The sequence below is a fragment of the Chelatococcus sp. CO-6 genome (genome assembly GCF_001271345.1).
Lineage (GTDB): Bacteria > Pseudomonadota > Alphaproteobacteria > Rhizobiales > Beijerinckiaceae > Chelatococcus_A > Chelatococcus_A caeni.
Map to the genome: position 1 here is coordinate 508,671 of NZ_CP012399.1, position 23,896 is coordinate 532,566.

Annotated in this window: 24 protein-coding genes; 7 read left to right on the forward strand and 17 right to left on the reverse strand. The window is 68.9% G+C overall.

Annotation, left to right across the window (positions count from 1 at the left end; all coding sequences use genetic code 11):
- Positions 1–2: 2 nt before the first annotated feature.
- From AL346_RS22880 to AL346_RS22945, 14 genes are all read right to left on the reverse strand, one after another.
- Entirely contained in the window at positions 3–833 is an 831-nt protein-coding gene (locus AL346_RS22880; RefSeq protein ID WP_019400840.1) for a carbohydrate ABC transporter permease, read from the reverse strand.
- A gap of 4 nt (positions 834–837) precedes the next feature.
- Positions 838–1,710, reverse strand: coding sequence for a carbohydrate ABC transporter permease (locus tag AL346_RS22885; RefSeq protein ID WP_019400841.1), 873 nt, complete (start codon positions 1,708–1,710; stop codon positions 838–840).
- A gap of 186 nt (positions 1,711–1,896) precedes the next feature.
- The gene (locus AL346_RS22890; protein ID WP_019402175.1) at positions 1,897–3,207 is read right to left on the reverse strand and encodes a sugar ABC transporter substrate-binding protein; all 1,311 of its coding nucleotides are present in this window, start codon (positions 3,205–3,207) and stop codon (positions 1,897–1,899) included.
- A 238-nt stretch (positions 3,208–3,445) separates the two neighbouring features.
- Complete coding sequence (locus AL346_RS22895; RefSeq protein WP_019402176.1) at positions 3,446–4,384, reverse strand: sugar-binding transcriptional regulator; 939 nt, start codon at positions 4,382–4,384, stop codon at positions 3,446–3,448.
- A gap of 123 nt (positions 4,385–4,507) precedes the next feature.
- A complete protein-coding gene (locus AL346_RS22900) occupies positions 4,508–5,434 on the reverse strand; it encodes a GGDEF domain-containing protein (protein ID WP_019402177.1) in 927 nt (308 codons plus the stop codon).
- 165 nt (positions 5,435–5,599) lie between these two features.
- Complete coding sequence (locus tag AL346_RS22905) at positions 5,600–5,800, reverse strand: hypothetical protein (RefSeq protein ID WP_019402178.1); 201 nt, start codon at positions 5,798–5,800, stop codon at positions 5,600–5,602.
- Positions 5,797–6,120 (reverse strand): hypothetical protein, encoded by a 324-nt coding sequence (locus tag AL346_RS22910; RefSeq protein ID WP_019402179.1) that lies wholly within the window; start codon positions 6,118–6,120, stop codon positions 5,797–5,799. Before AL346_RS22910 ends, AL346_RS22905 begins: the two co-directional genes overlap by 4 nt.
- A 10-nt stretch (positions 6,121–6,130) precedes the next feature.
- Positions 6,131–6,439 carry a hypothetical protein gene (locus AL346_RS22915; protein ID WP_053194171.1) on the reverse strand — a complete coding sequence of 103 codons (309 nt, stop codon included), beginning with the start codon at positions 6,437–6,439 and terminating at the stop codon, positions 6,131–6,133.
- Between the two features lie 99 nt (positions 6,440–6,538).
- Positions 6,539–7,933: an FGGY family carbohydrate kinase gene (locus tag AL346_RS22920; RefSeq protein WP_019402946.1), complete on the reverse strand. Its 1,395-nt coding sequence runs from the start codon at positions 7,931–7,933 to the stop codon at positions 6,539–6,541.
- Complete coding sequence (locus tag AL346_RS22925) at positions 7,934–9,160, reverse strand: NAD(P)/FAD-dependent oxidoreductase (protein ID WP_019402947.1); 1,227 nt, start codon at positions 9,158–9,160, stop codon at positions 7,934–7,936.
- Positions 9,157–10,569: an NAD(P)/FAD-dependent oxidoreductase gene (locus AL346_RS22930; protein ID WP_019402948.1), complete on the reverse strand. Its 1,413-nt coding sequence runs from the start codon at positions 10,567–10,569 to the stop codon at positions 9,157–9,159. Before AL346_RS22930 ends, AL346_RS22925 begins: the two co-directional genes overlap by 4 nt.
- A gap of 123 nt (positions 10,570–10,692) precedes the next feature.
- Positions 10,693–11,784, reverse strand: coding sequence for a TRAP transporter substrate-binding protein DctP (dctP, locus tag AL346_RS22935; protein WP_019402949.1), 1,092 nt, complete (start codon positions 11,782–11,784; stop codon positions 10,693–10,695).
- Positions 11,785–11,831: 47 nt separating this feature from the next.
- Positions 11,832–13,169, reverse strand: a complete 1,338-nt coding sequence (locus AL346_RS22940) for a TRAP transporter large permease subunit (protein WP_019402950.1) — start codon at positions 13,167–13,169, stop codon at positions 11,832–11,834.
- Positions 13,166–13,678 (reverse strand): TRAP transporter small permease subunit, encoded by a 513-nt coding sequence (locus AL346_RS22945; protein ID WP_019402951.1) that lies wholly within the window; start codon positions 13,676–13,678, stop codon positions 13,166–13,168. Before AL346_RS22945 ends, AL346_RS22940 begins: the two co-directional genes overlap by 4 nt.
- A 525-nt stretch (positions 13,679–14,203) precedes the next feature.
- On the opposite strand from AL346_RS22945, the gene AL346_RS22950 reads away from it, so the two are divergent.
- The 3 genes from AL346_RS22950 to eutC all read left to right on the forward strand — a co-directional run bounded on the left by AL346_RS22950 (position 14,204) and on the right by eutC (position 17,243).
- Positions 14,204–14,983: a DeoR/GlpR family DNA-binding transcription regulator gene (locus tag AL346_RS22950; RefSeq protein WP_026015269.1), complete on the forward strand. Its 780-nt coding sequence runs from the start codon at positions 14,204–14,206 to the stop codon at positions 14,981–14,983.
- An 87-nt stretch (positions 14,984–15,070) separates the two neighbouring features.
- Positions 15,071–16,474, forward strand: coding sequence for an ethanolamine ammonia-lyase subunit EutB (locus AL346_RS22955; protein ID WP_053194173.1), 1,404 nt, complete (start codon positions 15,071–15,073; stop codon positions 16,472–16,474).
- Entirely contained in the window at positions 16,467–17,243 is a 777-nt protein-coding gene (eutC, locus tag AL346_RS22960; RefSeq protein ID WP_040404817.1) for an ethanolamine ammonia-lyase subunit EutC, read from the forward strand. Before AL346_RS22955 ends, eutC begins: the two co-directional genes overlap by 8 nt.
- Here the strand turns inward: eutC and AL346_RS22965 are convergent.
- Positions 17,210–18,028 (reverse strand): aminotransferase class IV family protein, encoded by an 819-nt coding sequence (locus tag AL346_RS22965; RefSeq protein ID WP_019402955.1) that lies wholly within the window; start codon positions 18,026–18,028, stop codon positions 17,210–17,212. The genes eutC and AL346_RS22965 overlap by 34 nt on opposite strands.
- Positions 18,029–18,107: 79 nt before the next feature.
- On the opposite strand from AL346_RS22965, the gene AL346_RS22970 reads away from it, so the two are divergent.
- Entirely contained in the window at positions 18,108–18,461 is a 354-nt protein-coding gene (locus AL346_RS22970) for a MerR family transcriptional regulator (protein ID WP_026015270.1), read from the forward strand.
- Positions 18,462–18,463: 2 nt separating this feature from the next.
- Here the strand turns inward: AL346_RS22970 and AL346_RS22975 are convergent, their stop codons facing one another.
- The gene (locus AL346_RS22975; RefSeq protein WP_040404814.1) at positions 18,464–19,249 is read right to left on the reverse strand and encodes a class I SAM-dependent methyltransferase; all 786 of its coding nucleotides are present in this window, start codon (positions 19,247–19,249) and stop codon (positions 18,464–18,466) included.
- Positions 19,250–19,494: 245 nt separating this feature from the next.
- Here AL346_RS22975 and AL346_RS22980 point away from each other — a divergent pair, with 245 nt between their 5' ends.
- The 3 genes from AL346_RS22980 to AL346_RS22990 are packed head-to-tail and all read left to right on the forward strand — an operon-like array spanning position 19,495 to position 22,480.
- Entirely contained in the window at positions 19,495–20,631 is a 1,137-nt protein-coding gene (locus tag AL346_RS22980; RefSeq protein ID WP_019402958.1) for an ABC transporter substrate-binding protein, read from the forward strand.
- Positions 20,628–21,704 (forward strand): iron ABC transporter permease, encoded by a 1,077-nt coding sequence (locus AL346_RS22985; protein WP_019402959.1) that lies wholly within the window; start codon positions 20,628–20,630, stop codon positions 21,702–21,704. The genes AL346_RS22980 and AL346_RS22985 overlap by 4 nt, the downstream gene beginning before the upstream one ends.
- Positions 21,698–22,480, forward strand: coding sequence for an ABC transporter ATP-binding protein (locus AL346_RS22990; RefSeq protein ID WP_019402960.1), 783 nt, complete (start codon positions 21,698–21,700; stop codon positions 22,478–22,480). Before AL346_RS22985 ends, AL346_RS22990 begins: the two co-directional genes overlap by 7 nt.
- Positions 22,481–22,489: 9 nt before the next feature.
- Here AL346_RS22990 and AL346_RS22995 read toward each other — a convergent pair whose 3' ends face one another.
- The gene (locus tag AL346_RS22995; RefSeq protein ID WP_019402961.1) at positions 22,490–23,815 is read right to left on the reverse strand and encodes an FAD-binding oxidoreductase; all 1,326 of its coding nucleotides are present in this window, start codon (positions 23,813–23,815) and stop codon (positions 22,490–22,492) included.
- Positions 23,816–23,896: the final 81 nt, after the last annotated feature.

Genomic DNA, 23,896 nt, shown 5'->3' on the forward strand with positions numbered 1-23,896 from the left:
TCCTATTTGACGGCGCCGAAGGTGAGCCCGCGCACGAGTTGGCGCTGGGCGAACCAGCCGAGGACGAGGATGGGGGCGATGGCGAGGGTCGAGGCGGCGGAGAGCTTGGCCCAGAACAGCCCCTCAGGGCTCGAATAGGCGGCGATGAAGGCGGTGAGCGGCGCTGCCTGCGAGGTGGAGAGATTGAGCGTCCAGAAGGCCTCGTTCCAGGCGAGGATGACGTTGAGCAGCAGCGTCGAGGCGATGCCCGGCACCGCCATGGGCGCGAGCACGTAGACGATCTCCTTGCCGAGGGAGGCGCCGTCCATGCGCGCCGCCTCGAGGATGTCGGCCGGGATCTCGCGGAAGTAGGTGTAGAGCATCCACACGATGATCGGCAGGTTGATCATGGTGAGGACGGCTGTGAGGCCGGCGCGGCTGTCGAGCAGGCCGAAGTCGCGGAAGAGGAGATAGATCGGCACCAGCACCCCGACCGCCGGCAGCATCTTGGTCGAGAGCATCCACATCAGGATGTCCTTGGTGCGCCGCGTCGGCGAGAAGGCCATCGCCCAGGCCGCGGGGATGGCGATGAGGAGCCCGAGGAGCGTCGAGCCGAGCGAGATGACGATCGAGTTCGTCATGTGCCGCAGGTAGTTGGAGCGGCTCTGCACGGTGGCGTAGTTCTCCGCCGTCCAGTCGAAGAAGAGGAATTGCGGCGGGATGGCGATGGCTGTGCCCTCGCTCTTGAAGGAGGTCAGCACCGTCCAGAGGATGGGGAAGAAGACGAGGAAGCCGACGGCCCATCCGATGATGGTGAAGGCGATCCGGCGTCTGGCGGAAGCGGCGCGCGCCATCCTGTCACCTGTCGAGGTTCTTGCCGATGAGGCGGATGAGGAAGATGGCGACGATGTTGGCGAGCACGACGGCGACGATGCCGCCGGCGGAGGCGCCGCCCACGTCGAACTGCAGGAGCGCCTGCATGTAGACGAGATAGGTGATCGTCGTCGTCTGCACGCCGGGCCCGCCGTTGGTGGTGACGAGGATCTCGGCGAAGACGGAGAGGAGGAAGATCGTCTCGATGAGGACGACCACCGTCATCGCCCGCGCCAGATGCGGCAGCACGATATAGACGAAGCGCGAGACGGCGCCGGCCCCGTCCATCTCCGCCGCCTCCTTCTGCTCCTCGTCGAGCGACTGCAGGGCGGTGAGCAGGATGAGGGTGGCGAAGGGCAGCCACTGCCAGGCGACGATGAGGACGATGGAGAAAAGCGGCAGGTCGGCGAACCAGTCGACCGGCGCGAAGCCGAGTGAGCGCGCGATCCAGGCGAAGAGCCCGTTCACCGGGTGCATCAGCATGTTCTTCCACACCAGCGCCGAGACGGTGGGCATGACGAAGAACGGCGCGATGACGAGCAGCCGCACGATGCCGCGGCCGAAGAAGGGCTGGTCGAGCAGGAGGGCGAGCCCCGTGCCGCCGATCACCGTGATCGCCAGCACGCCGCCGACGAGGAGGAGCGTGTTGGCGAGCGCCGTGCCGAAGGCCGGATCGGTGAGGAAATAGACGTAGTTGCCGAGGCCGGTGAAGCTCTCCATGCCCGGCATCAGCAGGTTGTAGCGCAGCAGCGAGAAGTAGAGCGTCATGCCGAGCGGCACGATCATCCATGCCAGCAGCAGGATGACCGCCGGCGCCATCATCAGCCGTGCGCTCGCGCGTGTGTGCAGGGTCGCCATGGCTCGTCCGTTCGCTGCGGGATGCGGTGGTCCGGGTGCCCATTCATCCGGGGCATCGCCCTTCGTTCCCTCCCCCTTGGGGGGAGGGCTAGGGAGGGGGCGGTACCGCCAGGACAGCGGCGGCGCTCTTGCATGAGCGACCCCCACCCCAACCCCTCCCCGCAAGGGGGGAGGGGGGAGCCGGGCCTACTTGATGTATCCGGCCCGGGTCATCTCGCGCGTCGTCAGCTGCTGCGCATTGGTCAGCGCCTGGTCCGCGCTCGCCTGGCCCGCGAGGGCGGCCGAGAACTGCTGGCCGACGGCCGTGCCGATGCCCTGGAACTCCGGGATCGCGACGAACTGCACGCCGACGTAAGGCACCGGATCGACCGTCGGCTTCGTCGGATCGGCCGCCTCGATGGAGGCGAGCGTCATCGCGGCGAAGGGCGCCGCCTGCTGGTACTGCGGGTTGTCGTAGAGCGACTTGCGCGTGCCCGGGGGCACGTTGGCCCAGCCTTCCTTCTCGGCGACGAGGGCGAGATAGTCCTTGCCCGTGGCCCAGGCGATGAACTTCTTCGCGGCCTCTTCCTTCTTGGTGCCGGCCGGGACGGCGAGCGACCATGCCCACAGCCAGTTGCCGCGCTTGCCGAGCCCCTTGTCGGGCGCGAGCGCGAAGCCGACCTTGTCGGCCACCTGGCTCTCCTTGGGATTGGTGACGAAGGAGGCGGCGACCGTGGCGTCGATCCACATGGCGCACTTGCCGCTCTGGAAGAGGGCGAGGTTCTCGTTGAAGCCGTTGGACGAGGCGCCGGGCGGGCCGGCGTCGCGCATGAGGTCGAGGTAGAACGTCAGGGCCTCTTTCCACTGGGGCGTGTCGAACTGCGGCTTCCAGCTCTCGTCGAACCAGCGCGCGCCGAAGGAATTGGCCATGGCCGTGAGGAAGGCCATGTTCTCGCCCCAGCCGGCCTTGCCGCGCAGGCAGATGCCGTAGATCTCCTTGTTCTTGTCGGTGATCTTGCGGGCCGCCTCGGCGACGAAGTCCCACGTCGGCGCCTCCGGCATCGTCAGCCCGGCGGCCTCGAAGAGGTCCTTGCGGTACATGGTCATCGAGCTCTCGCCGTAGAACGGGGCGGCATAGAGCTTGCCGTCGACGGTGAGGCCGTTGCGGATGGCCGGCAGCAGGTCGTCGGCGGCATAGTCCGCGCCGAGGTCGTCGAGCGGCAGGAGCCAGTTCTGCTTGCTCCAGATCGGCACTTCGTAGGTGCCGATGGTCATGACGTCGTACTGCCCGCCCTTGGTGGCGATGTCGGTGGTCACGCGCTGGCGCAGCACGTTTTCCTCGAGGATCACCCACTCGAGCTGGATGTCCGGATTGGCCTTGGTGAACTCGCCGGACAGCGCCTGCATGCGGATCATGTCGCCGTTGTTCACCGTGGCGATGGTGAGCGTCTCGGCGGCGACGAGGCCGGTCGTCGCAAACAGACACGCGGCCCCGAGGAGCCATGTCTTGAGCTTCATGATGTTCCTCCCAATGCGATCTCGTTGAGCATTTGCCACATTGATGAGCAAATATTTGCTCAAGCGAGTCGGGAGTCAATACGAAATCGTCGCCGCGCTGCGGCGGTGGCGGCGGTCGCGGCCGGAATCGCCTTCCCGTCATGCCCGCGCCCGTCGCGGGCATGACGGCGGAGACCGTCGGGAGACCATGTCTACGTTGTGCGCCGGGACCGGCGGGACCGGGAGGGTCGAAGCCTGGCTAGTCCAGCAGCGCCTCGGCCGTTGCCTCGTCGGTGATGAGGCCGTTGACGAGCCCGCCGCGGATGGCGGCGGCGATGCCGGGCAGCTTGCGGGTGCCCTTGGCCGTGGCGATGACGAGCGAGCGGGCGCGGTCGGGGATGGCGGCGCTCGTCACCCGCTCGTTGGTGATGCCCGCGACGAGGCGCCCCTCGGCGTCGAAGGACCAGCCGACGATCTCGCCGATGGCGCCGGCCTTCTGCAGGGCCGTGAGCTCCGCGCGGGTGATGAAGCCGTCGACGTAGAGCGGCGCCTCGTCGCCGAAGTCGCCGACGCCGACGAAGGTGATGTCGGCCTCGGCCGCCAGCGCCAGCGTGGAGCGGATCATCGGCTGCTGGTGCAACGTGTCGCGCTCGGCGCGGGAAGAAGCGATCACCGGCAGAGGCATGGGAAAGGAGCGCGACTTGATCTTGTCGGCCATCGTGAAGACGACGTTGTAATAGGCGGCCGAGCCGTCCGGGGCGATGTTGCCGGTGAGCGAGACCACCTTGTGCTGCGGGCATTCGAGCCGCGGCAGTGCCTCGATGGCCGCCTTCAGCGTCCGCCCCGTGCCCATCGCCATGACGACGGGCTCCTCCCGGCGCAGCCACTTCTCGATCTCGGCGGCCGCCGCCTCGGCGACGCCGAGCGTCGTTGAGTCCGATGCAGGGTCGGTCGGCACCACCTCGCAATATTTCAGGCCGAAATGGTCCGTGAGGCGCCGCGCCAGGTCCATGCAGCGGGCGATGGGGTGGTCGATGCGCACCTTGACGAGCCCCTCGGCCATGGCGAGGGACACGAGGCGCTGCGCCGACTGGCGCGAGACGCCGAGCTTGGCGGCGATCTGGTCCTGCGTGTTGCCGGCGACGTAGTAGAGCCACCCCGCCCGCGCCGCCTCGTCCAACCGGCTGCCGCTCGCCATGTCCGCTCCCTTCGCTGCCCGCGCGGCGCAAGCTATGACACTCCGCCACGCAGTCCAATGCCCTTTCGCCGGCGCAAGGGTCACGCGGCTGCCGGAGCGGGAGGAGGGCGATGGAGGCGCTTTCTATCCGCTGGCGGCCGACTGGTCGGAGTCGGAGCCGTCGAGCTGGATGCAGTTGCGGCCGGCCATCTTGGCGCAATAGAGCGCGTTGTCGGCGCGCGAATAGAGGCTGAGGGCGATGTCCCCGTCCTGGCAGGCGGCTATGCCGGCCGAGAACGTGTAGCCGAAGTCCGGCCGCTCGACGAGCGGCCGCGACTGGCGCACGACGACGAGCATTCTTTCCACGATCAGGGCCGCCTCCGCGATGGAGGTGCCCGGCATGACGAGGACGAACTCCTCGCCGCCGACCCGGCCGAAGCAGTGGGTGCGCTGCACGAGGCCGTGGACCTTGACGGTGAAGTCGCACAGGATCTGGTCGCCCACCTGATGGCCGAACCGGTCGTTGATGGCCTTGAAGCCGTCGATGTCGAGGACGGCGAGGCAGCCGCGCCCGGCGTCGGCGCGCTGCAGCATGTCCTCGATCCGCGCCATGACGAAGCGACGATTGGCGACGCCGGTCAGCTCATCGGTGTAGGAGGCCTTGATGGCGAGGTCCCGGTCCTGGCGGACCGCGCGGCTCCTGGCCCGCAGGCCGGTGATGTCGCTGGCGATGCACAGCATCCAGCCGTTGGCCTGCATCGTCTCCGTCATCCACAGCCAGCGGCCGTCGAGGAGGTTGGTCTCGAAGGCGCGGAAGCCGATCTTGCCGCGGCGCGACTGCGTGGAGCGCAGCCATTCCTCGAAATCGGCGGCATGAATGACCGTGCCCCGGCCGGCCTGATGGTTGCGCCGCATCAGGTCCGCCCACAGCGGCGTCTCGTCTGGCGCGATGAAATAGGCAGCGCGAAAGGCCTTGTTGGCATAGCGCAGACGATCGAAACCGTCATAGGCGGCGATCAGGACCGGCGTCTCTTCGTACAGCCCGAACAGCTCTTTGAAGACCTCGTCCATGCCGATGCATCCTACCGATCGGCGCCCCTGAGAAAACTAAACTTTGAGGGACCCTGCCCGGAAGCCCGGCTTGCGCTGATTTTCAGGAGGGCTCGTGAGCGCCGGCAAGGGGCGCCAGCCGCCGCACATCGCGGCGCGACCGAGAGGCATGGGCCCGCGTCTGCCTTACGGTCCGCCGGCCATCGATCCCACCACGACCATGACGAGCGCGTCGACGTCGATCTCGCCTTCGACGGCGACCCGCTCGCCGGCCCGGCGCACCCGCAGCCTGGATGGGTTCTCGGCAGCCTGCCGCTCGAGTTCCTCGACAACGGCGGTGATCGCCTTCGTTTCGAGCGGCTCGTGGTTCGTATGGTCGGTCTTCATTCCGGATCATCCCTTGCGCGATGGGCCTCCTGCCCCGGTCCGGCATCGGCTCGCTGCCCTGTGCCGGCCGGCTGCTGCGCGCGGCCCAGGGCGTGCTCGACGAGCGACTGGATCTCCCGGGCAGCGGCGGCCTCGGCGGCGAAGCTCGACTGCATGACGGCGCCGGGATCCTCCTGCTGGTCCGCGACCGTCAGGCGGTCCTCGAGCGCGGCCTTCAGATCGTCCGCGCCGTTCCTGACGAGATGCCCGACGACGATGGCCAGGACTTCCTTCAGGCCGTTGATGCGGCCTTCGAGTTCGAAGGGACTGAGCTCGGACATGGGGCGGCCCTCAACCTGTCTCGACATCGGCCGCGCCGGCCTCGCGAAAGGCCTGCTCGGCCCGTGCGATCTGGCTGCGGCTGACGTTGGCCGATACCGCGATCCTGCCGCGCAGTGCGGCGTCGAGGCCGGAGTTTTCCGCCTGGGCGGTCTCACGCTCCGATGCGGCGGCACCGGCGGTGTTGGCGGCGTCGGCCGCCGCCACGAAGACATCGGAGCGATCGATGCCGTGCTCCTGCACGAGATGCTCGATCGCGCGCTCGGCGGCCTCCCGTGTGGCGAAGGTCCCCCGGATGGTGCTGACACTGTCGTCGCCCATGGCATGCACTCCCTCGTTTCGCCCCAAGCGATCGAGAGCCGGGATTGTTCCGGGGTGAGTGGCGGGGATTTCCCTGTCGCGGCACGACGTCCCGCGCGCTCAGCCTTTCCAGCCCCGCGCGCGTTCGACCGCCTCGGCGAAACGCCAGCGGTCATCGGCGGTGACCGAACCGTCGGGGATGAAGGTGGCGGCCGGCGCCCGGGCCGCTCCGACATCGACGCCGCATAGTTCGGCGAGGCCCAGCGCGGTCAATTCGTGCATCGCGGGCACCGTTATCGTTCGGTTGCAGGCCGAGGCCAGGAACCGGGCAAAATAGGCGCTGCGGGAGAGCCCACCGTCGATCGAGATGCCGGAGCCGAGTTGCACGACCCGAGACGTCGCTTCGACGAGGTCCGTGGTGAGCATGGCGATGCCTTCCATCACCGCGCGCGCCATGTCGCGCCGGTCGGTGGCATGGTCCATGCCGATGAACAGGGGCGCAGCCCGTCTGTCCCAATAGGGCGCGGCCAGTCCGGACAGGGCGGGCACGAAGACAAGGCCGCGGCTGAGCGCCGAGGGCCCCTCGAAGGCGCCGAGCTCCTCCACCGTCGAGAAGAGACCGATACCGCGCGCCCATTCGAGCGCGGCACCTGCATCATAGACGCCGCCTTCGACGGCAAAGATCCGGCCCTGCCCCTGGCGTTGCCAGGCGACCGTCGGCAGCAGGCTGGATGCCGGCGGTGGCTGCTCGCCCGAAACGGCGAGCAGGAAGGCGCCGGTGCCGAAGGTGATCTTGCAGTCTCCCGGCGCGCGGCAATCGTGGCCGTAAAGCGCCGCCTGCTGGTCGACGATGGAGACCTTGACCGGCGTGCTGGCGATCCGGCCGAAGCCGCTGTCGACGGCCCTGATCTCGGGCAGGCAGTCCAGCGGCACGCCGTGCATGTCGCACAGTTCGGCGCTCCAGGCTCCCGTCTGAAGGTCGAGGAGGCCCGTGCGCGATGCGGTGGCGGCGTCCGTGAGGAAGGAACCGCAAAGCCTGTCGAGAAAGAAGGCGTCGGTCGTCCCGAGACGAAGCCGCCCCGCCGCGCGTGCGGATGCGACCTCGGGCACATTGTCGACCAGCCAGGCGAGCTTGCCGGCGGAGAAATAGGGGTCGAGCGGCAGCCCGCAGATCTGCCTGGAGCGCTGCTCGGCCGCGGGGCCGAGCGCCGCGAGCGCACCGGCCGTGCGTGCGTCCTGCCACACGATCACCGGGGAGAGCGGCTTGCCGGTCGCTCCATCCCAGGCAAGGCAGCTCTCGCCCTGGTTGGCGAGGCCGATCGCATCGACCGGACCGGCCGCCTCCAGCACGGCTTCGATATTGTGCAGAAGCTCTTCCGGGTCGTGCTCGACCCGGCCGGGGGCGGGATGCGACTGGTGATGCCGGCGGCTGCCGGCGAGGCGCCATGTCCCGCCGTCCTCGATGACGAGGCAGCGGGTCGATGTGGTTCCCTGATCGAGGGCGGCAACGCGCATTCAGGGCTCCTCGGCGAAGCGGAAGCCGATGTGCCGTGCATCCTGCGCCGAATCCGGGATCGGGACGAGGATGCGCCGCTCGGGCAGCCAGCGCCCCCGCCCGTGCCAGACCGTCCGGCCGTCGATGGTGAGGGAGAGCGTGCCCCGCGCCTTGCGGAGGAAGCGCAGCTGAAACTGGCGCAAGGCCGCCGAACGGATGTCGCGCCGCCGCACGAGGGCGGGGACAACGAGCTTGACGGGGTCCTCGTAGGACACGGACACGTGGTCCGCCGCGGGGCTTCCGCTTTCGAGGTCCTGCGCGATGGCCGCTCCGACGGCGCGGCCCTCCCGGAAGGCCCAGCCGCCGGTCTCGACCGCGCGCAGCACGTTTCCGCCGGCAAAGTAGAGCGGATTGGCGAGGCGTCCGTCCTGGTCCACCACCGGGCCGGCGCTCCCGGCATCGACGCCGAGCGGCGATTGCAGGAAAAGCGCCGATTCCGGCGTGAACACGCCCGTCAGCAGCACGCCGTCGCAGGCGAGCGTCTCGGTCCGGCCGTCGCAGCGCAGCGTCACGGCCTCGACGCGTGACGACCCGACGATGTCGAGAATCTCGACGCCCTTGCGGAAGGGGATGCCGACAAGGCCCGGGAACCAGGACAGGGGGGCTCTCGCCAGCGCATGCGGCCGTGTTTCGACGACGGCGACGGGCCGTGCGCCATGGGTGAGGCAGGTCAGCACGGCCGACAGCGATACCAGCTCGGACCCGACGATCAGCGGCCGACGAAACGGCATGAGGCCGTGAAAGGCCACATAGGCCTGCAGCGTGCCCGTCGTCAGGATGCCGATCGGCCGGTCGCCGGGAAGGAGCCGTGCCGCGCGCGGCTGCTCCCGGGCGCCCGTCGTCACCATGATGCGCCGGGCGGTCATCGCTTCGACGCCGCGGTGGGTCGCCACCTCGACGCTGCCGTCCATCCCGAGCCCGACGACGCTGTGCCCGGTGCGGACATCGACGCCGTGCTTTTGCGCCTCCTCCTCCAGCCGCCGGCCGTAGGAAGCGCCGAAATACACGCGTCCGAACTCCCGCATGCCGAAGGGGGAGTGGCTGCAATGGCGGGTCGCCCCGCCGAGCTGCGCCTCGCGCTCGAGAAGCACGATCTTCTCGACGCCCCGGCGGCGCAGCTCCAGGCCGGCGGCAACCCCGGAAGGCCCACCGCCGATGATGATGACGTCGGCATCCGTCCCGCTCATCGGTTACGGTCCTCCGCGTCGACGGCGAGCGGCGTGGCAAGCCTGCCTTTCGTCATCTCGGCCAGGCGCGCATGGCAGTAGAAGCCCTGGCAGCGCCCCATCCCGGCGCGCGTGCGGCGCCGCAGGCCGCCGAAATCGCCCGGCGGGACGGGGCTCTCCAGGGCCGCTTCGATCTCCCGCCTGGTCACGAGCTCGCAGTGGCAGACGATCTCGCCGTGGTCCGGCCGCTGCCAGTCCCTCTCACGGGTCTCGGCGAGGTTGGGAACGGGAACCGGAGGGGCCGTTTGCGGCGGGGCGAGCGGCGCTGCGAACGCCGCATGGAGCTCGAGGGCGTGCCGGGCGAGCCCGAGCGCCGAGCTGAGGCCCGTCGAGCGGATGCCGCCGAGGGTGATCGCGCGCTTCTCCCGCCGCACGAAGACGCGGTAGGCCTTGCTTTCCGTCGCCGGCCGCAGCCCGGCATAGACGGCCGTCACGGGCATTCCCGCGAGCGCCGGAACGATCTCGCTGCCGCGCGCGAGCAGGGCCTGCAAGGTCCTCGCATCGACGGCGGCTCGGTTGCGGTCCTCCTGCTCCTCGGCCGTGGGGCCGATGAGGACGTTGCCGAAGGCCGTCGGGCAGACGACGATGCCCTTGGTGATCTCCGTCGGGACCGGCAGGACGATGCGCGGCACATGGCGGGCGGCCGCCTTGTCGAGGACCACGAACTGCCCCTTGCGGGGCTTGATGCGGAATTCGGGCGCGAAGCCGAGACGCTCGTCGACCGTATCGCCATGAAGGCCGGCCGCGTTGACGACGGCGCGGGCCCGGACGGGGCCGGCGGAGGTCTCAAGGTGCCAGATGTCGTCGAAGCGGCCCGCGAGCAGTTCGGCCTGGCGCAGAAAGCGCGCCCCGAGAGCCACGGCCTCGCTCAGATAGGCGAGCGGCGCCGACCAGGGGTCGATCACGTGCTCGTCCCGCACCTCGAGCGCCGCGGCGAGGCGGTCCGACAGCGCCGGCATGGTGCGGCGTGCCTCGGCGCCGCTCAGCAGCGTCAGGCCGTCGATGCCGTTCGCGCGGCCGGTCTCGGCGATGCTCTCGAGCCTCTCCGCTTCGTCGTCGTTCCAGGCACAGACGAGCGCGCCGGTGCGCACCAGCGGCAGGTTGCGGCTCTCGTGGATCTCCAGATATTCCTGCCGGCCGGCGCGAATGAGCGCCAGCTCCAGGCTCGATGGCGGCGCATCGAAGCCGGTGTGGAGAATGGCGCTGTTGGCCTTGGAGGCGCCGCAGAGAATATCGGCGCCCTTCTCGATCAGGATGGCCTTTGCCCCCGCGAGTGCGAAGCGCCGCACGACGGCGCAGCCCACGACCCCGGCCCCGATCACGGCGACGTCGAACAGGTCTTCGCGCGGGGACACGGGCGTGAGGCTCATGGTCGGGTCCTGCGAGGGTATGTCCGGGCCGCCTGGCATCGGCGCTCATGCCTCTTGGCGAGGGAATACCCGGACGGCACCTTGATCCGGGTATTCCGCACGTCACGAGCTTCAGGCCGGTCGTCAGCGGTACGGATAGCCCGCCTTGTCCATGGTGGCGGCGTATTTCTTGAAGGCCTCGACGACCTTGCCCGCGCGCGGGCTGGAGGCGGCGACCTCGTTCCAGAAGCCTTCGGCGTCCTTGACCACCTGCGCCCATTCTTCCTCGGGGAGGGCGGTGAGCTCCATCTTCTCGCCCTCGACGCGCAGCTTGGCCTCGCCGCCCCAGTACCAGACGTTGCGGTAGTAGTGCGACTGATCGATAGTGCTGCGGAAGAGCTGCTGCAGATGCGGCGGCACCTTCTGCCAGCTTGGCGTATTGGCGAAATAGCTGCCGAACCAGGCGCCCGTCACGGAATTCGTCAGGGCGTATTTGCACACGTCGGCCCAGCCGACCTCGTAGGCTTCCGTGAAGCCGCACCAGGCGACGCCGTCGAGCTCGCCCGTCTGCATCGCGACCTCGACATTGTCCCAGGGGATCGTCACCGGGACGAGGCCGTAGCGGGAGAGGAACCGGCCGGCGGTCGGCACGCCGAACACTCGCAGCCCCTTGAGGTCGGCGAGGCTGCGGATCGGCTTGTTCACCGTGAAGATGTGGAGGGGGTCCCAGGCGCCGGTCGACAGCCAGGTGACGTTGTCGACGCCGGCATAGGCCTCCTCCCAGATCTCCTTCAGCCCGTAGTACTGGAAGAGCGCCGCCACATCGAGGCTGTAGCGCGTGGCGAAGGGGAAATAGCCGCCGAACACGGCGATATCGACCGGCGAGGCCATGGTCGCCTCGTCCGACTGCACGGCGTCGAGGGTGCCGGCCTGCAGGGCGCGGAACAGGTCGGCGGTCGGGACGAGCTGGTCGGCGAAGAAGAGCTCGATCACCATTTCGCCGTTGGCGGCCGCATTGAAGGCCTCGATCTGCGGCTGGATCACATGGGCTCCGAGCGGCGCGCCCGAATAGGTCTGGAGACGCCACCGGATGGGGCCCGTCTGCGCATTGATGTAGGGAGCGGCGAGCGTCGATCCCGCAACGGCGGCACCTGCGCCAAGTCCCGCCTTGCGCAGGAAATTGCGGCGGGTGGCCAGAATTCGCTCGGATGGACTTTGTTTGGTTTCCTCGGTCATCGAACGCTCCTCTCTGGTTGCTGTGGGATCGGTGTGTGCGTCGTGCTTCAGCCTCGGACGTTCATGTGCTCCGGGAGCCACAGGGCGAGTTGCGGGAAGAGCATGATCAGCGCGATGGTGATGGCCATCATGACCACGAACGGCCAGATCGAGCGGTAGATGTCGATCAGCGTGATCTCGCGCGGCGCGAGCGAGCGCATGAGGAACAGGTTGTAGCCGAACGGCGGCGTGATGTACGCGATCTGGCAGGTGATGGTGTAGAGCACGCCGAACCAGATGAGCTGGTTGCTGAAGCCGAGGTCGAGAGTCTTGACCAGCGGCACGTAGAGCGGCGCCACGATCACCAGCATCGCCGTGTCGTCGAGAAAGATCCCCATGACGATGAAGCTGATCATCATCATCACGATGATGGTCCAGGGCGAGAGGTCCCACTGCCGGATGAACAGGTTCTCGATGGCCCTGACGGCGCCGAGCCCGTCGAACACGGCGCCAAAGGCGAGGGCGGCCAGGATCAGCCACAGGAACATGCACGACACGGCGAGCGTCTTGAGCGACGTGTCGCGGATCAGCTTCCACGTGAAGCGGCGCTTGACGATGGCGGCGAGCGTCGCCGCCGTCGCGCCCACGGCGGAGCTCTCGACGAGGCTGGTGTAGCCGAAGACGAACAGGCCGGTCATGAAGAAGAAGATGGCGAAGGGAATGATCCCGGCCCGGGCGAGCGCCAGCTTCTCGCGCAGCGGCATGTTCAGCTCTTCCGCCGGGACGATGGGGGTCAGCGCCGGATTGCGGCGGGCGCGCAGCAGGATATAGGCCACGAACATGGCCGCCATGATGAGGCCGGGCACGAGGCCGGCGAACCACAGCTTCGAGACCGGCTGGCGCGCGATCATGCCGTAGAGCACGAGCACGACCGACGGCGGGATCAGGATGCCGAGCGACGAGCCGCCCTGGACGACGCCGGTGATCAGGACCTTGTCGTAGCCGCGCCGCAGCATCTCGGGCAGGGCGATGGTCGCGCCGATGGCGATGCCCGCGACGGAGAGCCCGTTCATCGCCGAGATGATGACCATCAGGAAGATGGTGCCGACGGCAAGCCCGCCGCGGATGCGCCCGCACCAGACATGCAGCATCTTGTAGAGATCTTCGGCTATTCCCGATTCCGCCAGGATGTAGCCCATGTAGATGAACATGGGCAAAGTCAGCATCGGGTACCAGTTGAAGAGCTTGAACACCTGGTTGAACGGCAGCTCGATGGCGCCGTTGCCATAGAGCAGCAGCGCGGCGCCGGACGCGACGAAGCCGATGGCGGCGAAGACGCGCTGTCCGGTCGTCAGCAGGACGACCATGGACGCGAACATGAGAAGCGCGATCGTCTCGTAGCTCACTGCAGCTTCTCCCCGCGCAGGACGGCGAGATGCTTGAGGACGAGCGCGAGCCCCTGCATGAGCATCAGGATGAGGCAGGCCACCATCAGCGACTTGATGGGGATGACCGACGGATTCCAGATCGAGAAGCGCCGTTCGTCGGTGGCGATCGCATATTGCAGGCTGGAGATCGCACCGAGGAGAAGGACGGCGAGATAGAAGATCAGGCAGACGGAGGTCAGGAGATCGAGCCTTGCCCGGCCGCGCTCCGTCAGGGTCGAGTACCACAGGTCCATGCGCACATGGCTGTCGTTCTTGAGCGTGAACGCCCCGCCCATGAAGTAATAGGCCGCAAGGGTGAATTGCGTGAGCTCGATCGCCCAGTGCACGGGCATCCTGATGAAGTTCCGCGTGAAGGCGTCGAACATCAGCGTCCCGCCCATCAGGAAGATCAGCGAGGCCGCCAGATAGCCGACATAGTCGGAAATGCGGTCGATAAGACGGACGTATCTCACGACAATGCCAGGCATACGCCGCCTCCCGACTGCCTTCACCATGCCCTGCCGCGCCGGCCCCGCTCTCATGGCGAACCGGGCGCCCGGTCAGCGGCCCTTGCTGCAGGAATACCGTGCCACTCGCCGGCTTCTCGCGGCCGCCGCGTGCCGGCTTCCTGACGCTTGATGATGCAACACCTGTTCCCCTGGAAGATGCCCGTTCGGGCATTCTCCCCGTGCCGGTCCATTCCTTGTTTTGGCGAGCCTATCGGCCGCCGCACCGGGATGCAAGCCGGTAGCCGCCCGGTTTGTGACCGAGTTTCGAGCATGAGCCTGCCGAATTTTTGCCTGTCGGGGCGAAAAAAGCGTCAAAACACCGGCCGAACGGTCATCCCTCGTCGACCGAACGGCCTGATCGGTTGACCGTTTGATGATGGCGCCCTAGGAATGGCGCAGGCTGCCGCGCGAGCCGGATGTGGAATCGGGATGGCCGGCAGGTCCCGTCGCTCCGGTGCGCTTCCCGCAGCGCTGACGGCTCCATCCCAGCAAGAGGCCCCGACCGTGCAACCCTCCCGACGCCATGAAGAGATCGTCTCGGTCTTGCAGCGCGCAGGCGAAATGAGCGTCGAGGCGCTGGCCGAGCAGCTCAAGGTGTCGCGGGAGACGATCAGGCGCGACCTCGCCCGGCTCGACGAGGCCGGCAGGGTCCGCAAGTTCCATGGCGGCGCACGGGCCGTTCCGGTGGCGGGCGCCTCGGAGAAGGAAGGACCGTTCGCCCAGCGCATGGCCCAGAACGTCGAGGCGAAGCGTCGGATCGCCCGCGCTGCCGGCCGTCTCCTGGCGCCGGACGATGCCGTCTTCATCGATACCGGCAGCACCACGGTCTTCCTGGCGGAGGTTCTGGCCGAGCTGCGCTCTCTCGTCATCATCACCAACTCGCCGAAGATCGCCTCGACTGTGGCGAGCAACGGCACGCACAAGATCTTCCTGATCGGCGGCGCCTATGGCGCCGATGCGGGCGAGACGCTGGGGCCGCTGGCGCTCGAGCAGATCGTCAAGTTCCGCGCCCGGTGCGTCATGCTCACCATCGGCGCCATCGATGCGTCCTGCATCATGGACTACGATCTTCAGGAGGCCGAGGTCGCCAAGGCGATGATCGAACGCGCGGAGCGGACGATCGTGCTCGCGGACCACGACAAATTCGAGCGGCGCGCCGTCTTCGAGGTGGCTCCGCTCACCGCCATCGACACGCTCATCACCGATGCGAGGCCGTCGGCCCTCATGACGGGAGCGCTCGCAGAGGCGGGCGTCAACCTCATCGTCGCCGAGGAGAATGGCTGACGCAGCGGCCTCGCGCAGGAGCGGGACCGTGCTAGCATTGCCTCGTTAAGTGGGTACGGAGATCCTGGCAGGAGGGGGGTGGATCGCATGGCTGAGTTCACCGCCGATCTCGGCGGCACCCGCTACGTCTTCGCCGGGCTTGCCGAGCTGCTCGCCGCCGCCTCTCCGCCGCGCTCCGGCGACGAACTGGCCGGCATCGCGGCGGTGAATGCCGCGCATCGCGCCGCCGCGCAGCAGGCGCTGGCGGAGGTGCCGCTCGCCCGTTTCCTCGACGAGGTCGTGGTGCCTTACGAGACGGACGAGGTCACGCGCCTCATCATCGACGGCCACGACGCCGCGGCCTTCGCGCCCGTGGCCCACATGACGGTCGGGGACTTTCGCGACTGGCTCCTGTCCGATGCGGCGACGACGCCGGTCTTGACGGCGCTGGCGTCCGGCCTGACGCCGGAGATGGTGGCGGCGGTGTCGAAGCTGATGCGCAACCAGGACCTGATCGCCGTTGCCCGCAAGTGCCGCGTCGAGGTCGCCTTCCGCACGACGCTCGGCCTGCCGGGGCGGCTCGCCAGCCGCCTGCAGCCCAACCACCCGAGCGATGATCCTGCCGGCATCGTCGCTGCCACGCTTGACGGGCTTCTCCTCGGCAGCGGCGATGCCGTCATCGGCGTCAATCCGGTCACCGACAGCGTCGGCAATGCCATCACCCTGCTCAAGGTGCTGGACGAGTTGCGCCAGCGCCATGCCATCCCCACCCAGAGCTGCGTGCTCACCCATGTCACGAACACCATCGAGATCATGGCGCGGGGCGGGCCGGTCGACCTCGTCTTCCAGTCGGTCGCCGGCACCGAGGCGGCCAACCGCGGCTTCGGCGTCGATCTCTCCATCCTGCGCGAGGCGCACGAGGCCGCGCTGTCGCTGAAGCGCGGCACGCTCGGCGACAATGTCATGTATTTCGAGACGGGGCAGGGCTCGGCGCTGTCCGCCGATGCCCACCACGGCGTCGACCAGCAGACGCTGGAGGCGCGCGCCTATGCCGTCGCCCGCGCCTTCCGGCCGCTGCTCGTCAACACCGTCGTCGGCTTCATCGGGCCGGAATATCTCTACGACGGCAAGCAGATCATCCGCGCCGGGCTCGAGGACCACTTCTGTGGCAAGCTGCTCGGCCTGCCGATGGGCGTCGACGTCTGCTACACCAACCACGCCGAGGCCGACCAGGACGACATGGACACGCTGGCGACGCTGCTCGCCGTCGCCGGGGTCAACTTCCTCATCGCCGTGCCGGGGGCCGATGACGTGATGCTCAACTACCAGTCGCTCTCCTTCCACGACGTCCTCTACCTGCGCTCGACCCTCGGCCTGCGCCCGGCGCCGGAATTCGAGGCATGGCTCGCGGGGACGGGCCTTGCCCGCCCCGACGGGCGCCTGCGCGCGCTCGATCAGGATGCCTTGCCGGCGCAGCGCTTCCTCGCCCTTGCGAGTGGCACCGATGGCTGAGCGGCCTCCCGTCCGGCACGAGCCCGATCCGCAGCAGCCCGATCCATGGGCGCGGCTGAGGGCCGCGACCCCGGCCCGCATCGGCCTCGGCCAGGTGGGCGATGCCCAGCCGACGCGCGCGGTGCTCGCCTTCCAGGCCGCCCATGCCCTGGCGCGCGACGCCGTCCACGCCCGGCTCGACGCTGCCGCGCTCGCGGCGGCGCTGGCCGATCCGCCGGCCATCCGCGTGCGCAGCCTCGCGCCGGACCGGCCGACGTATTTGAGGCGCCCCGACCTCGGCCGCCGGCTCGATCCCGCCTGCCTGCCGTCGCTGCCGAAGGGCGACCACGACCTTGCCCTCATCGTGGTGGACGGCCTCTCCGCCACGGGCATCGCCGCCCATGCGCCGGCGCTCGTCGCCGCCATCAAGGCGCGCCTGCCGCGGGACCTCGGGCTCGCCCCGCTCGTCGTCGCCGAAGAGGGCCGCGTCGCCCTCGGCGACGAGATCGCCGAGGCGCTTGGCGCCCGGGCGGTCGTCGTGATCATCGGCGAGCGACCCGGCCTGACGGTGCCGGACAGCGTCGGCGCCTATCTCACCTATGCGCCGAAACGCGGCACGCGCGACGCCGAGCGCAACTGCATCTCCAACATCCACCGCAACGGCGGGCTGTCCTATGCCGCGGCGGCCGACAAGATCGTCTGGCTCGCCGGCGAGATGCTGCGCCGGCGCCTCAGCGGCGTCGCCCTCAAGGACGATCAGCTCATTTCCCTGGCCGGCTCGGCTTCGTAGGCATCATGCAGCAGGGCGATGAACGGCTTTGCCTCCGGCAGGACGTTTGAACCGATCGCGGTCACTGCGATGCCCGGCGTCCACGAGTTCATCACGGCCGCGCCCGACAGGGATTGGAGCTTCTCCAGGGTGATCTCCTCCCGGCGCTGGGGGATCCCCAGGCGCTCGAGCTGCCGCTGCACGATGCCCATCGTCGTGCCGGTCAACATCGCGGCCTTCGGCCAGATGACGGCGTCGCCATCCCAGAAGGCGAGGTTCCAGATGGTGGCCTCGCTCAAGCGCCCCTGCCGGTCGAGGAAGGCGGCGTCGTCGAACCCCTGGCGTATGGCCTGGTGCAAGTAGTGGGTCTTGCCCACCTCGCCGACATGCTTGATGGCGGCGAGCGGCCGCTCGTAGTCGACCGCAGCCAACCGGAGCGGCCCCTTTGGGCCGCTGGATGGTGCCGCCGTCCGCACGAGAACCGCCGGCTCGACATCCATGCTGTCCGCCGTGAACTCGCCCTTGCGCGAAAAGACCGTGGCCGTCAGGGACAGGTCTTCGGGGCCCGCCGCGATTGCCGCCGCGATCCGGGACGCGACTTGCTCGTCGGGCAGCGCCGTTCCGAAAAGCGCGATGGATGCCGCGCGCAGGCGCGTCAGATGCAGATCCAGTCCCTTGACCCCGCGGGCGCGCACCTGCATCGCCGTGAAATGGGCGAACCCGGCGAAGGCCAGGGGTATCAGCTCGGCAGGGGTGGCCGGGCGCCCGTCGATCCAGGCCCCATGAAGGCTGGCGTCAGAAGACATGGTCTTGCTCCTCGTTGTGTTCACATCGATGAGCAAGGGGCTTAGGGTCTGACAGTGCTGTCAGAGTCAAGGGCGTGACATGAGGATCGGCGAGTTGTCCAGGCGCACGGGCGTGAGCATCCGCATGCTGCGCTATTACGAGGCCGAGGGGCTGTTGAAGCCGCAGCGCACCACGACCGGCTATCGGGATTACGACCCGGCCGAGGTGCGCACCGTGGAGCGGATCAGGCTGCTCGGCTCGGCGGGGATGACGCTGGCGACCATCCAGCAGTTTCTGCCGTGTGTGCGTGGAGAGGGCCCGGTCTTCGAGCCCTGCGATGAATTGCGCGACGTTCTCAAGGAACAGATCCGCCTCGCCGACCTGAAGACGGAGAAGCTGGCCCAGAGCCAGAAGGTTCTCGAGAGCTTCCTGCTCGAGATCGGGGAGCGCTAGCGTCAGCCACGGCGCGCGTGGAGGATGAAACGCCTGTAGGTGAGGGTGCGCAGCTTATCGGCGAAGGTCGCGCCCTGGCGCTGCGCCGCGCCGATGCGCGCGTGGCTGCCATGGCGGATGTCCGTGAAGCCGGCGCCCGAGACGAGCCCGGCGAGGGCTTCAAAGGTCAGGCCGTCGCTGAAAGGCAGCTGCTGCATGATCGCCGCGTGCCGGGCGCGGCTCGTCGCGTCCCGTCCGCCCGGCACGGCCGGAGCCTGCTGCAGCCGGGCGATGAGCCACGCCGCCAGCCGCCCGACGAGGCCCTGCCGCACCCAGTCGCCATCGAAGATGAGGAGATGGCCGCCCGGCTTGAGGACGCGGTGCCAGTCGGCAAGGGCGGCGTGGGGGTCCGTCAGCGTCCACACGAGATGGCGGCACACCACGGCGTCATAAAATCCGTCCGGCTCCATCGTGTTCTCGGCATCGGCGAGGACGAAGCGTGCCCGCGGATTGTCGCGGTGCTTGGCCCGCGCGAGCTCCAGCATGGCGGGCGAGAAATCGAGCCCCGTCACCTCGTGGCCGAGCCCGGTCAGGACGCGCGTCACCTCCCCCGTGCCGCTGGCGAGCTCGAGCACGCGCAGGGGCGCCGCGCCGAGCCGCTCACGGATCTCCCGCGCCCAGGCGTCGAACTGCGGGCCGGCGGCGATGCGATGCTGCACGTCGCGATCGAACGTCGGCGCCCGGTCCGACCAGTAGGAGCGGATCTCCTCCTTGAGCGAGAAGTTCGACAAGGGAGCGGATTGGGTCATGGCGCCTTCCTGTCCTCACGCCCGGTCCTTGCGGGTCGTGTGCGGGCGCGCAGTATTAGGCCGGCATGGAAGCGCGAACAAGCGCTTTCGCGAGGGATTGCTGCGACAATTCTTCCCGGAACTTCTTTTAAATTATTCTAATTCATGTAATGCACATTGTATCAGTTAAAAAAGATAGCGATTGACCCGTTCGAATACATTCTCTACTGCCTGCCGCAACTTGCCCGGTGTGGTGGAAGGCGACAATGCAGTTTCTTCGCAAGGTGACGGTGGCGGTCGCGATGGCGGTGTCTCTCGCGGCTCCCCTGGCGGCGCGGGCCGAGACCGTCAAGGTGACGGATGTGCTCGGTCGTGAGGTCGAAGTCAAGGCGCCGGTCGAGCGCATCATCCTGGGCGAGGGGCGCCAGATCTATTTCGTCGCCACGCTCGACAAGGACGATCCCTTCAAGCGCATCGTCGGCTGGCGCGACGATCTGCCGAAGGCCGACCCGGACAACTACAAGGCCTATCTCGCGCGTTATCCGGACATCGCGAAGCTGCCGACCTTCGGCGGCATGAAGGAGGGCTCGTTCGACGTCGAGCAGGCGATCGCGCTGAAGCCCGACGTGCTCTTCATGAACATCGAATCGAAGGTCGCGAGCGACGAGGCGAAGCTGGTCGAGAAGCTCGCCGCCGTCGGCATCCCGGTCGTCTATGTCGACTTCCGCGAGCGGCCCTTCGAGAACACCGAGCCATCCATGCGCCTCATCGGCAAGCTCTTCGGCGAGGAGGAGAAGGCGGAGGAGTTCATCGCCTTCCGCGCCGCCGAGATCGCTCGTATCACCGATCGGCTGAAGGGCGCGAAGGTCGACCAGCCGCTCGTCATGGTCGAGCGCGCGGGCGGCTATTCCGACGACTGCTGCATGTCCTTCGGCCGCGAGAACTTCGGCAAGATGGTGGAGATCGCCGGCGGCCGCAACCTCGCCGCCGACCTGATCCCGGGAACCTTCGGCGTCGTCAATCCCGAGCAGATCGTCGCCGCCAATCCGGACGTGGTCATCGTCACCGGCGGCAACTGGGATGCCTATGTGCCAGGCGGCGCCTGGGTGGGCCTCGGGCCGGGCACGGATCTCGCCGAGGCGCGCCGCAAGCTCGTGAACCTCACCCAGCGCCCGGCCTTCGCCCACACCGCCGCCGTCGGCAACGGCCGCGTCCACGCCATCTGGCACCAGTTCTACAACAGCCCGTACCAGTTCGTGGCCATCCAGGCGATCGCCAGGTGGCTGCATCCGGAGCTGTTCAAGGACGTCGACGCCGACGGGACCCTGAAGACGCTGCACGAGCGCTTCCTGCCCCTGCCGTACAAGGCCGGCTACTGGGTCTCGCTGGAGAAGGCGCAGTGACCGTGACCGGCGACACGATCGCCGCCGAGCAGCCGGAGGGAGCGCGGTTCGCCTACCGCGCTCGCACCCTCCGCAAGCAGCTCATCCTGCTCGCGCTGGCGGTCCTGCTGCTCACGAGCCTCGTCGCCGACATGATGCTGGGCCCGGCGCGCTACGGCGCCGGGGAGGTGCTCGCGGCGCTGTTCACGCCGGATGCGGCGCCCGTGGCGGTACGCGTCGTCATCTGGGACATCCGCCTGCCGGTCGCGCTCATGGCCGTCGTCGTCGGTGCAGCGCTCGCGATCGCCGGAGCGCAGATGCAGACCATCCTCAACAACCCGCTGGCGAGCCCCTTCACGCTCGGCATCTCGGCGGCGGCGAGCTTCGGCGCCGCGCTCGCCCTCGTCTTCGGCATCGCCATCGTGCCTTTCGCCATCAATTATGTGGTGGCGGTGAACGCCTTTCTCGCCGCCATGGCCGCGGCGCTCATCATCCACGTGCTCAGCCAGCGGCGCGGCGTGACCACCGAGACCATCGTCCTCCTCGGCATCGCGCTCGTCTTCACCTTCAACGCCCTCCTGGCGCTGCTCGAGTTCTTCGCCTCGGAACAGGCGCTCGGCGCCGTCGTGTTCTGGACGATGGGCAGCCTGACCAAGGCCACCTGGCACAAGCTCGCCATCACCACGGCCGTGCTGGCGCTGTGCCTGCCGGTCTTCGTCCGCCGCGCCTGGGCGCTGACGACGCTCCGGCTCGGGGACGACAAGGCGGCGAGCTTCGGCATCGACGTGCGCCGGCTCAGGCTCGAGACCATGCTGCTCGTCAGCCTGCTCGCGGCCGTCCCCGTCGCCTTCGTCGGCACCATCGGCTTCATCGGCCTCGTCGGGCCGCACATCGCCCGCATGATCATCGGCGAGGACCAGCGCTTTTTCCTGCCGGCCTCGGCGCTCGCCGGGGCGGCCATCCTCTCCGCCGCCTCCGTGGTGAGCAAGTCGCTCATCCCGGGCCTCGTCTTCCCCATCAGCATCGTCACGGCGCTGATCGGCGTGCCCTTCTTCTTCAGCCTCATCCTCTCGACGCGGAGGCGGTCATGGTGAGTCTCGAGTTCGTCGGCGTCGGCGTCCGCTACGGCCGGCGGGAGATCCTCTCCGGCATCACCACGCCTCCGCTGCGGGGCGGGGAGGTGGTGGCGGTGATCGGCCCCAACGCCGCCGGCAAGTCGAGCCTCTTCCGCCGCATCGCCGGCCTGACGCGCGGCCCGGGCGAGGTCCGCGTCGGGAGCCCCACCGGCCGGGCCCCGTGCTACCTGCCGCAGGACACGGCCGTGAACGCGGTGCTCACCGTCCATGAATCCGTCCTCCTCGCCAAGAAGCAGGGCGGCTCCTGGCGCGTCAGCGACGACGAGCTCGCCGCCATCGACGCCGTGCTGCGGGCGCTCGCCATCGAGGATCTCGCCTTCCGTTCCCTCGGCGAACTGAGCGGCGGCCAGCGCCAGCTCGTCTCCATCGCCCAGACGCTGGCGCGCGAGCCGGAGATCGTGCTGCTCGACGAGCCGACGAGCGCGCTCGACCTCCACCGCCAGTTCGAGGTGCTCTCCCTCGTGCGCCGCCTCGCCAGCGAGCGGGGCTTGTGCGTGCTCATCTCCCTGCACGATCTCAACCAGGCGCTGCAGGTGGCCGACCGTGTCATGGTGCTCGCCGGCGGCCGCCTCGTCGCGCTCGGCCCGGTGGCCGAAGTCATCACCCCGGCGCTGCTTGCCGAGGTCTACGGCATCGCCGCGCGAATGGAGCGCACCGCATCCGGCGCGCCCTATGTGGTCGTCGAGGGCTCGCTGAAGGACGCCGCCGCCCCCCGTCAGAGCCGCGCCGCCTGAGGACGGCCCCTAGAACTCCGCGACCTTGCCGAAGGCGGAGCCTTCGAGCCGTTCCGGCCGGTAGGGCGCCGGGTCGACGATGGGTTTCGCGCCGGTGATGAGGTCTGTGATCATGTGGCCGGCGCCGGGGCCGATCCCGAAGCCATGGCCGCTGAAGCCGGCCGCGAGGATGAAGCCAGGCAGGGCCGCGAGCTCGCCGATGGCCGGCACGCCGTCCGGCGTGCTGTCGATATAGCCCGCCCAGCGCGCCGCGACGGGGACGGCGTCGAGGGCCGGCAGCAGGCGCCGGGCCCGGGCGTGCGTCTCGGCGATCTGGCGCGGATCGGGGGTGGGATCAAGGATCCGCGTCGCCTCCATCGGCGTCGGAGCGTCGAGCCGCCAGCGCGCGAGCGTCTCGTGCCCGGCCCGCCAGCCCTCGAGTCCGCCGGGAGCGAGGCTGCGCCAGCGCCGGAGGAACATGGGCACGAACTGGCGGGCGAAACGCAGCTGCTGCGGGGTCGGATCGACGCGGGCGCCGCCGCTGATCGCCAGCGTATGGCCCCCGTCGGCGCGGCGGGTGACGGAGACCTCGGTCGTATGGAGCGCATCGGGCAGGCCGGCGGCGCCGGGGGCGATGGAGAGGATCGACGCGCGCACGGAGGATTGGGGAAAGCGGATGCCGCGCTGGTTGAGGAAGGAGGAGGCCCAGGCCCCGCCCGCATGGACGACGGTCGCAGTGCGGATCGTGCCCTTCTCCGTCACGACGGCAGCGACGCGCCCGCCGGCCGTCTCGATGCCGCGCGCCGCGCAGAACTGATGCACCGTGCCGCCGGCGGCCATGATGCCGCGGGCGATCACCGGAGCGGCCCGGGCGGGGTCGGCCGTGCCGTCGCTCGGGGAAAAGACGCCGCCCTTCCAGCGCCGGCCGGTCGCGCTGCCGCGGGCGGAGGCCTCCTCGGCCGAGAGCATGTGCGTGACGACACCTGCGCCCGCGGCGAAATCGCGCCACTTGGCCCAGATGGCGAGCTGGGCCTCGTCGTCGCTGAGATAGAGCAGGCCGCAGCGGCGGAAGCCGAGGTCCTCGCCGATCTCCGCGGCGAGGCGGTCCCAGAGCGCGAGGCTCTGCGTCGCCATCGGCAACTCGCGGGCGTCGCGGTTCTGCTGGCGGCACCAGCCCCAGTTGCGGCTCGACTGCTCGGCGCCGATCCTGCCCTTTTCCAGCAGGGCGACCTTGAGGCCGCGGCGCGCGAGATAATAACCGGTTGAGACGCCCACGATGCCGCCGCCGATCACGACGACATCGGCCCGCTCGGGCAGGGTCGGGCTGGTCTCGATATCGAAAAGCGGCGCCGGCATCTTGGGTCTCCCTGGATGCAACGACCCTAGCGCGCGCGCAGAGGGCGCGGGCACCGCAGATCGAGCCGGCGCGGCATTTCC

What these genes read in the sequence shown, in the direction of transcription:
- AL346_RS22965 (WP_019402955.1), bottom strand. Translation starts at nt 18,028, where the DNA reads ATGTCTTCTGACGCCAGCCTTCATGGGGCCTGGATCGACGGGCGCCCG.
- AL346_RS22995 (WP_019402961.1), bottom strand. Translation starts at nt 23,815, where the DNA reads ATGCCGGCGCCGCTTTTCGATATCGAGACCAGCCCGACCCTGCCCGAG.
- dctP (WP_019402949.1), bottom strand. Translation starts at nt 11,784, where the DNA reads ATGACCGAGGAAACCAAACAAAGTCCATCCGAGCGAATTCTGGCCACC.
- AL346_RS22990 (WP_019402960.1), top strand. Translation starts at nt 21,698, where the DNA reads ATGGTGAGTCTCGAGTTCGTCGGCGTCGGCGTCCGCTACGGCCGGCGG.
- AL346_RS22905 (WP_019402178.1), bottom strand. Translation starts at nt 5,800, where the DNA reads ATGAAGACCGACCATACGAACCACGAGCCGCTCGAAACGAAGGCGATC.
- AL346_RS22970 (WP_026015270.1), top strand. Translation starts at nt 18,108, where the DNA reads ATGAGGATCGGCGAGTTGTCCAGGCGCACGGGCGTGAGCATCCGCATG.
- AL346_RS22925 (WP_019402947.1), bottom strand. Translation starts at nt 9,160, where the DNA reads ATGAGCGGGACGGATGCCGACGTCATCATCATCGGCGGTGGGCCTTCC.
- AL346_RS22910 (WP_019402179.1), bottom strand. Translation starts at nt 6,120, where the DNA reads ATGTCCGAGCTCAGTCCCTTCGAACTCGAAGGCCGCATCAACGGCCTG.
- AL346_RS22955 (WP_053194173.1), top strand. Translation starts at nt 15,071, where the DNA reads ATGGCTGAGTTCACCGCCGATCTCGGCGGCACCCGCTACGTCTTCGCC.
- AL346_RS22890 (WP_019402175.1), bottom strand. Translation starts at nt 3,207, where the DNA reads ATGAAGCTCAAGACATGGCTCCTCGGGGCCGCGTGTCTGTTTGCGACG.
- AL346_RS22930 (WP_019402948.1), bottom strand. Translation starts at nt 10,569, where the DNA reads ATGAGCCTCACGCCCGTGTCCCCGCGCGAAGACCTGTTCGACGTCGCC.
- AL346_RS22980 (WP_019402958.1), top strand. Translation starts at nt 19,495, where the DNA reads ATGCAGTTTCTTCGCAAGGTGACGGTGGCGGTCGCGATGGCGGTGTCT.
- eutC (WP_040404817.1), top strand. Translation starts at nt 16,467, where the DNA reads ATGGCTGAGCGGCCTCCCGTCCGGCACGAGCCCGATCCGCAGCAGCCC.
- AL346_RS22885 (WP_019400841.1), bottom strand. Translation starts at nt 1,710, where the DNA reads ATGGCGACCCTGCACACACGCGCGAGCGCACGGCTGATGATGGCGCCG.
- AL346_RS22880 (WP_019400840.1), bottom strand. Translation starts at nt 833, where the DNA reads ATGGCGCGCGCCGCTTCCGCCAGACGCCGGATCGCCTTCACCATCATC.
- AL346_RS22900 (WP_019402177.1), bottom strand. Translation starts at nt 5,434, where the DNA reads ATGGACGAGGTCTTCAAAGAGCTGTTCGGGCTGTACGAAGAGACGCCG.
- AL346_RS22975 (WP_040404814.1), bottom strand. Translation starts at nt 19,249, where the DNA reads ATGACCCAATCCGCTCCCTTGTCGAACTTCTCGCTCAAGGAGGAGATC.
- AL346_RS22920 (WP_019402946.1), bottom strand. Translation starts at nt 7,933, where the DNA reads ATGCGCGTTGCCGCCCTCGATCAGGGAACCACATCGACCCGCTGCCTC.
- AL346_RS22895 (WP_019402176.1), bottom strand. Translation starts at nt 4,384, where the DNA reads ATGGCGAGCGGCAGCCGGTTGGACGAGGCGGCGCGGGCGGGGTGGCTC.
- AL346_RS22915 (WP_053194171.1), bottom strand. Translation starts at nt 6,439, where the DNA reads ATGGGCGACGACAGTGTCAGCACCATCCGGGGGACCTTCGCCACACGG.
- AL346_RS22945 (WP_019402951.1), bottom strand. Translation starts at nt 13,678, where the DNA reads ATGCCTGGCATTGTCGTGAGATACGTCCGTCTTATCGACCGCATTTCC.